11 protein-coding genes are annotated in these 12,685 nt (G+C 64.7%); 2 read left to right on the top strand and 9 right to left on the bottom strand.

Annotated elements, in window-relative coordinates; all coding sequences use genetic code 11:
- Window positions 1-16: 16 nt before the first annotated feature.
- The 8 genes from EIK80_RS18125 to EIK80_RS18090 form a co-directional block, all read right to left on the bottom strand.
- Window positions 17-409: a hypothetical protein gene (locus EIK80_RS18125; protein ID WP_125158419.1), complete on the bottom strand. Its 393-nt coding sequence runs from the start codon at window positions 407-409 to the stop codon at window positions 17-19.
- Window positions 410-732: 323 nt separating this feature from the next.
- Window positions 733-2,274 (bottom strand): DHA2 family efflux MFS transporter permease subunit, encoded by a 1,542-nt coding sequence (locus EIK80_RS18120; protein ID WP_199743532.1) that lies wholly within the window; start codon window positions 2,272-2,274, stop codon window positions 733-735.
- A gap of 13 nt (window positions 2,275-2,287) precedes the next feature.
- The gene (locus tag EIK80_RS18115; RefSeq protein WP_233586879.1) at window positions 2,288-3,406 is read right to left on the bottom strand and encodes an HlyD family efflux transporter periplasmic adaptor subunit; all 1,119 of its coding nucleotides are present in this window, start codon (window positions 3,404-3,406) and stop codon (window positions 2,288-2,290) included.
- A 41-nt stretch (window positions 3,407-3,447) separates the two neighbouring features.
- Window positions 3,448-4,863, bottom strand: coding sequence for an efflux transporter outer membrane subunit (locus EIK80_RS18110; RefSeq protein WP_125158417.1), 1,416 nt, complete (start codon window positions 4,861-4,863; stop codon window positions 3,448-3,450).
- Window positions 4,856-5,275 carry a hypothetical protein gene (locus EIK80_RS18105; protein WP_125158416.1) on the bottom strand — a complete coding sequence of 140 codons (420 nt, stop codon included), beginning with the start codon at window positions 5,273-5,275 and terminating at the stop codon, window positions 4,856-4,858. The genes EIK80_RS18110 and EIK80_RS18105 overlap by 8 nt, the downstream gene beginning before the upstream one ends.
- 157 nt (window positions 5,276-5,432) lie before the next feature.
- On the bottom strand, window positions 5,433-6,299 hold the full coding sequence (locus EIK80_RS18100) for a helix-turn-helix domain-containing protein (RefSeq protein WP_125158415.1): 867 nt from the start codon (window positions 6,297-6,299) through the stop codon (window positions 5,433-5,435).
- 104 nt (window positions 6,300-6,403) lie between these two features.
- Window positions 6,404-7,966 (bottom strand): PepSY domain-containing protein, encoded by a 1,563-nt coding sequence (locus EIK80_RS18095; protein WP_158624733.1) that lies wholly within the window; start codon window positions 7,964-7,966, stop codon window positions 6,404-6,406.
- Entirely contained in the window at window positions 7,963-8,415 is a 453-nt protein-coding gene (locus tag EIK80_RS18090; RefSeq protein WP_125158413.1) for a hypothetical protein, read from the bottom strand. Before EIK80_RS18090 ends, EIK80_RS18095 begins: the two co-directional genes overlap by 4 nt.
- Window positions 8,416-8,887: 472 nt before the next feature.
- Here EIK80_RS18090 and EIK80_RS18085 point away from each other — a divergent pair, with 472 nt between their 5' ends.
- Entirely contained in the window at window positions 8,888-9,391 is a 504-nt protein-coding gene (locus tag EIK80_RS18085; protein ID WP_125158412.1) for a hypothetical protein, read from the top strand.
- A 47-nt stretch (window positions 9,392-9,438) separates the two neighbouring features.
- On the top strand, window positions 9,439-10,161 hold the full coding sequence (locus EIK80_RS18080) for a helix-turn-helix domain-containing protein (protein WP_158624732.1): 723 nt from the start codon (window positions 9,439-9,441) through the stop codon (window positions 10,159-10,161).
- Window positions 10,162-10,263: 102 nt separating this feature from the next.
- Here the strand turns inward: EIK80_RS18080 and EIK80_RS18075 are convergent, their stop codons facing one another.
- The gene (locus tag EIK80_RS18075; protein WP_158624731.1) at window positions 10,264-12,534 is read right to left on the bottom strand and encodes a TonB-dependent siderophore receptor; all 2,271 of its coding nucleotides are present in this window, start codon (window positions 12,532-12,534) and stop codon (window positions 10,264-10,266) included.
- Between the last annotated feature and the right edge of the window lie 151 nt (window positions 12,535-12,685).

Raw genomic sequence — 12,685 nt, 5'->3', positions numbered from 1 at the left:
CCCGCAAATTCTGCGCCTAATGGCGCTCAGGCGCGATGGCGGCCTGGGCGATGCGCAGGGTGCGCTGCAGGTGAGCGCGGATCATGGCCTCCAGCTTCGGGGTCGGCCGGACGATGGCGGCGCGGCCGTCGTCGCCAGCCCGGGTTTTCAGCAGATAGCCGTCGTCGACGGCCCGCTTGATGCGTTCCTCCCGGGTGCGGTTGGAGCCGCTCTTCATGATCTGGCAGGCGGCGCTGACGGTCATCGGTCGGCCGTTGTCATTGGCGATCATGCAGCCGACCAGCAGGTACCAGAATTCCTGCGTGAAATAGCCGGGGCGTCCCTCGAAGGTCTCGTCCCAATCACGGGCGTAGGCGACCAGGGCCTGGGCCCAAGCCTGCAGTTGAACGTCAGAGGCTTCGTCCGTCATCACCAACTTTTTCCCCCTGGGCCGCAACATGCATTTGGCGATGATGGACCACAAGGTTTGGAAGGGATGGCGACGCCAGATGGGCGATCCAACTTGTCGCTGACTCATAGATCCTAGATGCGACAGGTCAGCAGAACGAGACGCCTGTAGACTCTTTGCTCGCGACAGACTCCTGCGTACCCGGCCGCGACTCCAATATGTGCGACGGCCGCTTGTAGCGCTTCTTTGGCGATCCCTTCGGCCGGTCCGGGGAGCGCTAGAGCGTCGACCGCGCTACGTCCAAGGTCCGCGCGACCTCGGCGCCGTCTCCCCCCGCCTCCGCTTCAATGCCCGCCGCTCGTATTGATCGGACCTTTCGGCTTCGGCGCCAGCCAGATCAAAGCCCCGGTGAAGGCAAGGCACAGCGCCACCACGGCGAACATGTTGAGCGTGGCGAGCATCACGCTCTGGCTTTCGACGACATTGGTCAGCAGGGCGGTCGCCGTGTCGCGCGACAGGCCAGACGCAACCATCGTCTCAATCGTGGCGGGCCCCTGCTGCATCGCGCCAACCAATCCGGACTGGTTGACTCGGGCGGCGTTGATCCACCCCGTCTGCACCAGAGACGCGGCGAAGGCGGTGGCGAGCGTGCGCAGAAAATTGGAGATGCCGGCGGCGTCGGCCTGTTCGTTGGGATCGACGCTGGCGATGCACAAGCCGGTGATAGGGATGAACAACATCATCAGGAACGGGCCTGTCAGCAGCATCGGCCAGGCCATCTGCAGAAAAGTCATATCGGGCGTGAAGCCGATGCGCCAAACCGAGATCAGCGCCAGCCCTCCTATGCCGGTCGAGATGATCAAGCGCGGGTCGATTTTTGCCGAAGCAGCACCGATGATCGGTGAAGCGAACACCGCGAAGATACCCATTATTCCGGTGGCATAGCCCGCCCAGGTCGCGGTGTAGCCCATGTTCTGCTGCAGCCACAGCGGGATAAGGACGATGGTCGCGAAGAAGGCGCCAAAGCTCATGGCATAGGTGACCGACGCCACGACGAAACCGCGGTGCCGAAACACCCGCAGGTTAACAATGGGGTGTTTTTCGGTCAGCTCCCAGATCAGGAATGCGATGAAACCGATGGCCGCGACAACGGCCAGCGCGCGGATTTCGGTCGCTGCGAACCAATCGAGATTACGCCCCTCGTCGAGTAAAAGTTGGAGGGAGGTAACCCACGTGACGAGGAGGGCTAGTCCCACCACGTCGATCGGCGATCGGGCTGTTTCCTCGCGTCGCCCACGCAGCAGGTAGAACAGGCTCGCCGCGCCAAAGGCGGCCACAGGGACGTTGATAAAAAATATCCACGCCCAGCCGGCATTGTCGGAGATCACGCCGCCCAGGATGGGCCCGGCAATGGGCGCGACCGTGGTGGTCATCGCCCAGATGATCGTCGCGAGGGTCGCTTTCTCGGAGGGAAAGACGCGCAGCAGCAGTGTCAGCGAGAGAGGTCGCATCATGCCGCCGGCAAGACCCAGCAGGATCCGGCCCGCGATCAGCATCTCGATCGAGCGCGACAGGCCGCACAGCAACGAAATAGCGCCAAAGGCGATAAAGGCCGAAATGAACATCCTCTGTTCGCCGAAGCGCCGGGCCAGCCAACCCGCCAGCGGGACGGTTATGGCGTCGGCGACGGCATAGAAGGTGATGACCCTGGTCGCCTCCGTCACCGACACGCCGAGCGAACCGGCGATATGCGGGATGGACACGTTCGCGATGCTCGAGTCGAGAACGACGATGAAATTGCCAAGGCCAATCAGCAACGCCGCGAAAATAAGGGTCGCGCCGGTGAGCGGCTTGGCCATGGCTGGCGCGGCAGCAGTGTCCGTCATGTCCGGGTTCCGCTTACTTCGAGAGATCCACGGTGGCGTTCATCGACAGTCCAACCCGCAGCGGATGTTCGGCCAGTTCCTTCGGGTCGAGCGCGATCCGCACGGGTAGGCGCTGAACCACCTTGATCCAGTTGCCCGTGGCGTTCTGGGCGGGGACAACCGCGAAGGCGGCGCCGGTGCCGCCCGAAAAGCCGATGACGCGGCCATGATATTCGACATCCTCGCCGTAGAGATCGGAGGTGAGGGTGACGCGCTGTCCCGGTTTGACGCGGGCCAACTGGCCTTCCTTGAAGTTGGCGTCGACGAACGCGGCCTGGACAGGAACGATCACCATCATCGACGCGCCCGCCGGGACACGCTGTCCGACCTGCACCTGGCGACGGGAGACAACGCCGTCGACCGGCGCGCGCACCACCGTGCGATCAAGGTCCACCCGCGCCTGATCGCGCGCGGCGCGCGCGGCCAGAACTTCCGGATTGGCTTCGGGGGCGGCGCCGGCGATCAGGGCGCGATTGGCGTCGCGGCTGCCCACCGCTGAGGTCTGGTTGGCCTGCGCCTGGGCGTTCTCGGCCTGTGCGACCTTCAGGTTCGCGGTGGCCGTGCTGTAGGCGTTGCGCGCGATGGTCAGTTCATCGCCGGAGACGGAGCCCGACGCCGCGAGCGCTTCGCGACGGTCAAGATCGATCTTGGCCTTGGCGAGATCGGCGCGCGCCGCGACGAGCCGTGCTTCGGCGCGGGCCTGATCGGCGACGCGCGCCGTCACCTGGGCGCCAAGGCCGCTATCGGTCGCGAGGAGCCCGCGAACCCGGCGTTCAGTCAGCGAAAGCTCGGCTTCGGCGCGGGCCAGCGCGAGGCGGGCGTCCGTGTCGTCGAGCCGCACGAGGATGTCGCCGCACTTCACACGCTGAGCGTCGTCGACCAGCACCTCGCGCACCGGACCGCCGATCAGCGGCGTCACCTGGGCGACATTGGCACCGACATAGGCGTTGTCGGTCGAAACGCGCCGCGACGCGATAAAATGGACGTAGGCCCAATAGAGAATGGCGAAGCCGACCACCACCATCGCGAAAATCGCGAACATCTTTCGGCGCTTGGCTCTTGCAGCGGAGGCATTCGGGGCTTCGGCGGCCAAGGGAGCCGCCGCCAGGTTTTGAGTGGACATCTGGAGATCCTTCAGGAACGGAAGCCGCCGCCGAGCGCGCGGATAAGGCCGACATTGAGGACGAATTTGCGATTGCGGAGCGTGGCGAGGTTGCGCCGCGCATCGATCAGGGCGTCTTCGGCCACGAGCACATCGAGAGACGTGGCAAGCCCGCCCTGGTAGCGATTGTTGGCCACTGTCCAGGCTGCGGCCGCGGCGCGCTCGGCTTCATCGGCCCTACCGATGCGTTCGGCGAGCGCCCGTTCGCTGGCGGCGACGTCGGCGACCTCGCGCAGGGCCTGGGCCAGCGCGCCGTCATATTCGGCGACCGCGCCGCGATAGTCGGCTTCAGCGGCGCGATAAGCGCCGGTCAGCCGCCCCCCGTCGAAGATCGGCAGGCTGACGGCTGGTCCGGCGGTGCCAAAGGTCGAGCCCGACTTGACGAGATCGCCAATGCCGATGGACTGAAACCCGATCAGCCCGGCAAGGTTGACGTTCGGATAGAAAGCGGTGCGCGCTTGCTTGATCCGGCTTGCGGCCGCCTGCGCCCTCAGCCGCGCGGCGATCACATCGGGGCGTCGCCCGATAAGGTCGGCCGGCAAGTTGGCGGGGAGACCGAGGTCCTCCGCCGCGCGCGCGGTCGGCCGCTCGATGGAAAGGCCTCTATCGGGCCCCGCACCGAGCAGCACAGCGATCCGATTGCGCGTGAGCGAGACGGTTTCATTCAGCGCGGCAAGCTCTCCCTGAGAGGCGGCGAGCGCCGAACGCGCCCGCTCGACGGCGCCGGCGTTTTCAAGCCCCTGCGCCCGTCGCCCATCCATCAGTTCGACAGTGCGTCGCCGCACCTCGACGGCGCGCCGCGCCGCATCGGCTTGCGCGAAGAGATCGGCCAGATCGGCATAGGCTTGCGCGATACCGGCCGAGAGGATCAGGCGGGTCGCCGCCGCCTCGGCCTGGGCCGCCGCGGCATCTGAACGCGCCGCGGCAAGCGCGGCCCGGTTCCGCCCCCAGAAATCCAGCTCCCAATCCAGCCGCGCCGTCGCCTGGCCATAGTCTTGCCAGCCTTGGGGTGCGAGCGCGCGTGGGGTGAGGTAGTTGTAGCTCTGCTTGGTCCCGCCGATCTCCCCATTGGCCTGGATCGATGGCAGCAGTCGGCTGCGTGCTTGCCGCACCAGCGCCTCGGCCCGTTCGAACCGCGCCTGCGCGACGCGCAGATCGGTCGCGGCCGACAGGCCTTCTTCGATCAGCGCCGTCAGTTGCGGATCGCCGAAGCCTTCCCACCAACGATCTGACGGCCAGGATGTCTCGGGCGCCGCCAGACTTGCGGCGCTTGCGAAGGCGCTCGCTGGCCGCATCGCCGGCGCCGCGCCTTGTTTCGGCAGGCCCGCGCAACCGCCAAGCAGCAGAACCGCCAAAATCGAGGTGGAGCAGATCAGGCTCTTACGCATCGGGCTGCTCCGCCTCGATCTGGGCGGCCAGTTCGCCCGCGAGCAGCCGTGCGGCGACACCTTCGGCTTCCGCTTCGGAAGCAGAGACGAGGATCGGATAGCCCCAGAATTTTTGGAAGACGGGCGCCGAGGTCTTGGCGAGGAAGCGTTTGGCCGGGCTCGGCTCGATATACACCATCGCCCGGACATAGGTGTGGAGCGCCTGGCGGTTGCGCTTCATCCACAGCGTCACCCGCTTTCGTTCCTCGGCCGACTGAACCTCGTCAGGTTCCGCGCCGAGACCGATCAAGACGAAGGGCGTCTTACGCTCGAGGAGATTCTCGAAAATCTGGAAGCTGACGTCATCGCCTCGGTCATCGGTGCGATTATAGTGCATCCGCACTATCGGAAACTGCGTGTCGTCCACCAGCATGGCCTGAATCCAACAAGTTCATCATTCCAAGCCTTCCTAGGCTCTTGATGTCATTTTGGATTTGGCCGCTCGGGCAGATGATTTATCGAAACTGCCAATCTTCTAGATCCGTGCGGGCGCCTGGCGGTCCGTCGGCCGGATCAAGCAAGGCCGCGCATCAAAGCCCCAGCGCTCTCTGAGCCTCCATCATCGTGGATATGATTTTGGGCTTGCTCTGTTGCGGCGTCGCCGTGGGCGCCGCGCTCCGCCGCGCCGCCAGGAACTGCCCCGGCGGCTGCCCCATGACCTTCTTGAACATCGTGATGAAAGCGCTGGCGCTTTCGTAACCGAGATCGAACGAGACGCTCTGCACGGGCGCGCCTTCGGTCAGACGCTCGATCGCGAACATCACCTGGAACTGCTGGCGCCACCGCCCAAAGCTCATGCCGGTCTGGCTCATGATGAGCCTGAACAGGCTGCGCTCGCTCATGGCGACGATCCGGGCCCATTCCCCGATGGTCGTACGATTGGCGGGATCAGACGACAGGGTCTTGGCGATGGTTCGCAACCGCGGGTCGGCCGGCATGGGCAGATGAAGCGCTCCCATTGGCGCGCGCTCGAGCTGGTCGAGCATGGTCTGAACAAGACGACCGTCAGCGCCGTCGACATCGTAGAGGGACGGGAGGCGAGACACGGCGATCAGCAGCTCGCGCAGCAGCGGCCCGGTCGAGAAGGTGCTGCACGCCGCGGGCAGATTGCGGGCAAGTTCGGGATCGATGAAGAGCGTGTAGACCTCGAGGTCGCCGGCGCAGCGCACGCTATGCTCCATGTCGCCAGGGATCCACAGCGCGCATTGCCGTGGGACCATCCACAGACCGTGCGCCACTTCGCACGTGATCAGGCCGCGGACCGCCAGGATGAGTTGCGCTTTGCGATGGTGATGCGGCGGTTGCTCGAAACCTTCCGTGAAAAGCTCCATCCCCACCGCCGAAACGGGGCGGGGAATCTCCTCGGGCTCGAAAATTTCGTAGTCGTCGCTTTGCATCGCTCTGCTCCCCAGGGGCAGCCTTCAATCTGCCGGCAAAGCTTCAAAAGTGCGAGCAATTCTCAACTGAGTGGCGGTATTGCGAAACTCTTTGGCGATATTGCTCAATCCGGCAGAGCTACAGGCGTCTGATCGCGGTCCGCCATCGCCACGGCGCGGGGGGAACGGCGAAGCTTCAGCATCGGCCGGGCGACGAAGAAGGCTGTTAGGAGCAGCGCGGCGTCGACCGACCAGCTCATCGGGTCGACGGCGGGAAGGCCGCCCGCCGCGCTGATCGTGGCATGGACGAGCGCCAGTCCCGCCAGCGCCACGGCCGTCGCCGCGCGCAAGCCGACACCCAGTCGCGCCTGCGGCGAGGGCAAACAGGCCACGGCATAGGCCGCTATCGTGCCCGCGGCCCAGCCGAGCAGCGGCGCGGCCTTCGCGTCCGTCGCCAGCGACGGGACCGCGGCGAGCGCGAGGGCCAACGGTTGTCCCCAGATCGTGGCTGTCCACAGCCGCTCCATGACCGGCGCGGGGCGGCCCTTGTCGCGCCGACGCGCCAACCAGATCCGAAAACCGCTTGCCGTGACGACGCACATCGACAGGCCAAGGACGCCGTAGGCAAGCTTGACGAAGATCCCGCCGAACCAGCCGAAGTGGAGCGGCTGAATGGCGAAGATCATCTGTTGGCCGAGTGACCGCTTGGCGACGTCTGACGCGAAGACCTTTCGACCCTGGCTATCGAAGACGACGCGCTCGCTAAGAACGAGGCTGCGCGGGTCGCGCAGGCCGATCCCGATCAACTGGCTCTTGGCGCCCGGCTGCTGGATGTCGACCGACTGGAGCGTGAGGCCCGGGGCGGCGGCGGTCGCCGCGGCGATGAATGGCGCGACGGATGGAACCTGATCGTTGTGAGGCGCGTGAGCCGCCGAACGTGCGGAAGGACCCGCGAGATCGGTGAAGGCCTTGGCCATGTCGCCCTTGTACGTGGTCGCGGCGACACTGCCGAAAACGATGATGAAGACGCCCAGGAAGGCGGCGGTGAAGGCGATCAAGAAGTGGAAAGGCAAGCCCCAGACGCCGATGCGGTTATGGAGGTCAGCCTGACCCAACCGTTCTGACCCACCGCTGCGAAGCCGGAAAGCATCTTTGATGATGCGCGGATGGGCGAGAACGCCGGAGATCACCAGCGCCAGCAACGCCATCCCCGCCAGCGCCACGATCACCGTGCCGATGCCGAAGGGGAGATGAAGGTTGACATGCAGCCCCACGAGAAAGTCGCTGACATCGTGGCGCACCTTCATGGCCGGGTGACCTGATACGTCGGCGTACCAGCTCCCGCCACCCGCGCTCTCACGACCTCTCGCCGAGAGCAGAAGGTGCGGATTGGAGGGGGAGGGGAGGGTCACCGAAATCGATGGCGCCGCTTCCTTGGGCGCTTTCTCGCGGAGCATTGCAATGCCCCGATCAATCGCGCCGGGCGTGACGGCGACCACCCGAGGAGCCGCGGGCTGTTCCCAGAGTTGCAGCTCCTGCACGAAGACGACGACGCTTCCAGTCAGGCAAATCAGGTAAATGGCGGCGCTGAGCGCGAGGCCCAGTGCGGAATGACCCGCCAGCATGGCGCTGACCCAGCTGTTGGAAATCAGCGGTTTGCGCGTGGTGGGGCGGAGGCGATTGTTCATGCTAGCAAGATCCAGGCAATGGCGGCGCCGGCGATCGCGGACGCCCCGGTCATGCCGAGGACTGGGCGCAGAATGACGCGGTCGCTCAGCATCCAGATGACGAGACATGCCCAGAGGAGCGGCACGAGGATGACGGCGGCGGCGAAGCGGTCGAGCCGCGCGCCCGGCGCGACGCCGGCCACCGCCGCGCCGATCGCGTTGGCGGTGATCGCGGTGAGAAGGAGCGCCGCCGCGCCTCTTGCCCAGCCCCGCCAGCGAATCCGGGGCCGCTCGTCGGGCTCGAGCGGCTTTTCGTCAATGGCGCGTAGCGCCGATCGTCGGGCTGGCCGGCGCTCCTCGCCGAGTTTGACGACGGTCATCGCGCACAGGCTGAAGGTGAGGAGAGCCGCGACCAGGCCGACGACCATCCCGAGCCAGAAGGCGTAAAGAGCAACAGCCGGGATCAGCATCAGCCAACCGGCCGCCGCCCAAAGCTTGCGCCGTGTTCCCGCGCCTTTCCATGCTGTCCGCAGCATCAGGACCGACGCAACGCACGCCGCCATCCCAAAGGCCCCCGCTATCTGCTCGATCGGGAAATCTCCGTACCTTCAGTTTTGAAAACGCGAATTGATTGCAACAAGGTGATAGGGCGGCTCGCCCGCGGGCGCGTTGCGCGAGTCCGCCAAAGAGTTTCGAGATGCCGCCAAGCCCGCCATGGCTTCGCGCGACGAAGAGGATTGGAGCCTGAGCGGCCCAAATTGGCGGGATTGCAAAGGAAGCTGACGGGCGAGGCGGATGCTCAAAAGCAGGGCCTGGCCTAAGTCTTCGCTGCGACTGAGTTGCATATGCTGCCGAGGCCTTTCGGCGCCTAACAGGACAGGATGTCATGAGCCGAGTTGCTTCGCCCCGCATTTCGCTCCGCTATTGGGGTTAACGACAGTGATGCACGCCAAGCCGACCAACATGAGGGCGCGCCACTGGCACGAGCGTCTGATCATCAAGGCGATGCGCCTGCTGGCGGCGCCGGCGCCTGGGCCCTCCGCGGGCGAGGAACTGCTACGCGGCGCCGGCATGGATGAGGAAGGAATATCGGCACTGGCCGCTGTCGTCGGCCTCTTGCCGCAGATGTTGCCCGCGGCGCGTCTTCACGACATCGACTCCCCCTTCGTCTCGTCGGGCGAGATCCTCCTTCTGGGCGAACTCGCGCGTCGTCAGCGCTCCGCAGCTCTGCGCGGCGCACTTCACTGGCCGCTCAAGCTCGCGCCGTCGCTCGATCGGTTGCTCGACGCCTCGGCTTGCGCGCTCGCCGCGGCCGACCTCTTCCTCTTTTATCGGACCATTTCCGCCGCGCTCGGTCACGCCCGGGAAATGCCCAGCCGGGGGGGCGCCCCTGCGACCGATGCCGCACCATGCCTCCAGTCCGCGCGCCATCTGTCCAGGCTATGAATGCGGACGCCACGTGGCGTCCGCTGCTGGCGGTCTGCGTCGACTCCATGACCGATGGCTTCGACCTTGACGAGCATCGGCACCCAGAATGCGCGCTGATCTATACGGCGAAGGGCGTGCTCAACTGCGAAGCGGACGGCCAGATCTGGACCATTCCGCCCAAGTGCGCGATCTGGATCCCATCGAACGTCCCTCACCGTTGCTGGGCGGTCGGCCGGATCGAGTCCTACGCGTTGTTCGTCGATCCAAAGCTTGATCCCCGCCCGGGCGAAAGCTGCTGCGCCGTCAAGGTCTCGCCGCTGTTGCGGGAGTTGCTGTTCCGTGTCGCCGCGTTCCCAGCGCTCTATCCGATGGACGGAGCCGAAGCGCGGCTGACGCCGGTCGTCCTCGATGAAATCGGCGCGGCGCGTCGGGAGCATCTTCGTCTGCCGCTACCTGCCGATCCCGAGCTGCGACGATTGACCGACCTCATCATGTCGGACCCGTCGCACAAGGCTTCCGTGGCGCAGTGGGCGGCGCAGATGTCCATGACCGAGCGCACCTTGGCCCGGAAGCTTAACCGGGAAATCGGGATGAGCCTGGGACAGTGGCGCCGCCAGTTTCACGTGGCCCGCGCCATGCAATGGATGGCCGATGGACGCAGCATCAAGTCCATAGCCTTCGATCTCGGCTACGAAAGTACGAGCAGTTTCGTGACCATGTTCAGGAAGATGGTGGGCACGTCTCCCGCCCGCTATTTTTCTGGCCGGGAAGGGGAGGGCGGCGATTAGATCAGGCCGGCTTGGCCTGACTTGGCGCACAGGCGTCGGTGCAAAAGCGCATGGCGTCTCCACTTGAAGGTTTCCCGTGAAGACGCCATGCGGGTGCGGGCCTCAGTACCGGAAGTTCAGCGTCAGCATGGCGTTTCGCGGCGCTCCCACGGCCGCTGTGTCGTAGAATCCGGCCCGCATCCAATACCGCTTGTCGAGCAGGTTGTTGACGTTCACCGACGCGGACACCCGATCGCTGATCGCATAGCGCGCCAGGACATTGACCAGCGCGTAGCTTCCTTGGACGACGGTCACGCCCCGCTGGAGCCCGCCCTGACCATTCGGCCGGTTGATCCCCGTGAACTGAATGTCGCTTTGCCAGTGGACCCCGCCGCCAATCGTCAGCCTGTCCAAGGCTCCCGGCAGGTTATAGCTCGTAAAGAGCTTCAGCGTCCGGCGAGGTTCTTGCGGATTGAGGCGTGCGCCGTCGGGGGTTTCGCTTTTCAGCCAGCTGAAGCCGCCTGACACGTTCCAGCCCGGCAGAATTTCGCCGTTCGCTTCCAACTCGAAGCCCCTGGTCTTGGTCCCGTCGACCGCGACATAGGCGGTGTTCAGCGGATTGGTCGGATCGAAGAACCCGACATCCTGCTGCGCCAGCTTGTCCAGCCGCGTGTCGAACAGGGTCAGGGAGGTGTTCAGTTTGCCACCGAAGAACTCGCCTTTGACGCCGGCTTCTCGACTATTGCCTCTGGTGGGTTCCAGGATGTCGCCGTTACGGTCCCGCCGCTCCGGCTGCGGCTTGAATGTCTCGGTATAACTCGCGAACAGCGTGACATTTTTAGTCAGGTCATAGGTCGCGCCGACATAGGGCGTGAACCTGTTTTGCCGATACCTGACGCTTGCGGAGCCGACCTCATCGTCATTCAGCTCAAACCGATTGAAACGGCCGCCGAGGATGATCTTGAGGTCATCTGTGGGCGAGAGGCGGGTCGCCGCGTAGACCCCATATCTTCTGGTCCTGACATTCGAGTCCATGGACCAGGGCATCGAGTTGTTCTCGAAGTCGAAGCGAGGAATCGCGCCCACCTGGTCGAGTGACGGCGCGGGCGTCGCCGAGAAGGGAAAATACAGGTTGGTCGCAAGGCGAGATCCTGGCGTGTCCTGTTTCGTTCGCGACAGCGTCGTGCCGACAATCAGTTCGTGCCGCCTGCCGAAGAATTCGACCGGCCCGTTGGTTTGCACGTCCAGCGTATCCTGGCTCGTCTTGCCGCTGAATTTCGTGCCGGCGCCCATCACCGGGACGCTGGAGAAACCCGTCTGCCGATCGGGATAGAAGCCGATAGACCTCCGAGGATTGGCAGGATCGATCCCCGCCAGCGCGAACAACTCCCCGTCATGGTTCAGTTGCGAGTGGGTCAGCGCGCTCTTGAGCTTCCAGCCATTGGCGAACTCGTGAGACAGGTTGACGAACGCCGTTTGGGATTCGACCTCATAATAGGTCCATGGCGGCGACAGGCTCGCTGAACGACGCAGATCCGTCGTCAAGGCGCCGTCGCTGTAGAAAAGCGGGGCGGCGCCCCAGGTCGAGCCCTTGGGCTTGTTGTGCTGATATTCGAAGCCCGCGGTCAGGATCGTATGATCGGTCAGATCAGCTTCGATCACCCCGTAACCGATGGCCTTCTTCTGCTGGTAGAAATCGAGATAGGAGTCCTGATCCTGATAGACGCCGATGAGCCGCGCGCGGATGCTGCCGTTACCGGTGAGCGGCGTGGAGACGTCGAGCGTGCCGCGATAGTTTTCCCAGGATCCCGCCAGCGCCGAAGCGCCTATGGCGAAATCGTTCTTTGGACGCTTGCGGATCAGATTGATCGACGCGGACGGATTGCCCGCGCCCGTGAGGAGGCCGGTTGCGCCTCTCACGACCTCGACGCGATCATAAAGAGCGGTGTCGATGAACCCGATGCCGTTATCGAGCGAGCTGACCACGCCGTCATACATGATGTTGTCGACGGCAAATCCGCGCGACGAATAGTTGACGCGCTCGGAATCAATGAAATTCCGGGTCACGCCGGCCGCGCTTTGCAGCACGGAGTCCAGACTCGTGAGGTTCTGGTCCTCCATATTCTGGCTGGTGATGACCGTAACCGCCTGCGGAATTTGTCTCAGTCGGAGCGGCAGGCCGAGCGCGGCGCCGGTTGAACGCGTCGTATAGGAGCCGGTGCGTTCGGTGGTCTCGCCCTCCTGGACGCCGGTGATGATGATTTCGGAGACGCCCGTGACTTCATCCGGACCGTCTCGTCGCGAGGTGCTTTGTTGTTCATCCGGCTGATTGACCGCTTGCGCCTGGGCCGCGCCATTCGCGCTGACGATCGCGCACGCGATGAGAGAGCCCATGCCCCGGGCGATCGCCCGCCCACGTCCGCCATGATCGTCTCGCGACCAACTCGAACGATTTCGGACCCCGTCTTTTGTCCCGAACATTGAGACCCCTTTGTAAGCTTATGCGAATAACTCGCATTAACAACTGGTGGATCTCATACAGGGT

Origin of the sequence: Caulobacter sp. 602-1 (genome assembly GCF_003931565.1) — a bacterium.
GTDB lineage: Bacteria > Pseudomonadota > Alphaproteobacteria > Caulobacterales > Caulobacteraceae > Caulobacter.
Note: the sequence above shows the minus strand (reverse complement) of the source record. Positions and strands in the feature narration are given on the sequence as shown.

Bases quoted from the DNA above. Each gene is read 5' to 3' on its own strand.
- EIK80_RS18125 (WP_125158419.1), bottom strand. From the start codon at position 409: ATGACGGACGAAGCCTCTGACGTTCAACTGCAGGCTTGGGCCCAGGCC.
- EIK80_RS18090 (WP_125158413.1), bottom strand. From the start codon at position 8,415: ATGCTGATCCCGGCTGTTGCTCTTTACGCCTTCTGGCTCGGGATGGTC.
- EIK80_RS18120 (WP_199743532.1), bottom strand. From the start codon at position 2,274: ATGACGGACACTGCTGCCGCGCCAGCCATGGCCAAGCCGCTCACCGGC.
- EIK80_RS18085 (WP_125158412.1), top strand. From the start codon at position 8,888: ATGCACGCCAAGCCGACCAACATGAGGGCGCGCCACTGGCACGAGCGT.
- EIK80_RS18075 (WP_158624731.1), bottom strand. From the start codon at position 12,534: ATGGGCTCTCTCATCGCGTGCGCGATCGTCAGCGCGAATGGCGCGGCC.
- EIK80_RS18110 (WP_125158417.1), bottom strand. From the start codon at position 4,863: ATGCGTAAGAGCCTGATCTGCTCCACCTCGATTTTGGCGGTTCTGCTG.
- EIK80_RS18100 (WP_125158415.1), bottom strand. From the start codon at position 6,299: ATGCAAAGCGACGACTACGAAATTTTCGAGCCCGAGGAGATTCCCCGC.
- EIK80_RS18080 (WP_158624732.1), top strand. From the start codon at position 9,439: ATGACCGATGGCTTCGACCTTGACGAGCATCGGCACCCAGAATGCGCG.
- EIK80_RS18105 (WP_125158416.1), bottom strand. From the start codon at position 5,275: ATGCTGGTGGACGACACGCAGTTTCCGATAGTGCGGATGCACTATAAT.
- EIK80_RS18095 (WP_158624733.1), bottom strand. From the start codon at position 7,966: ATGAACAATCGCCTCCGCCCCACCACGCGCAAACCGCTGATTTCCAAC.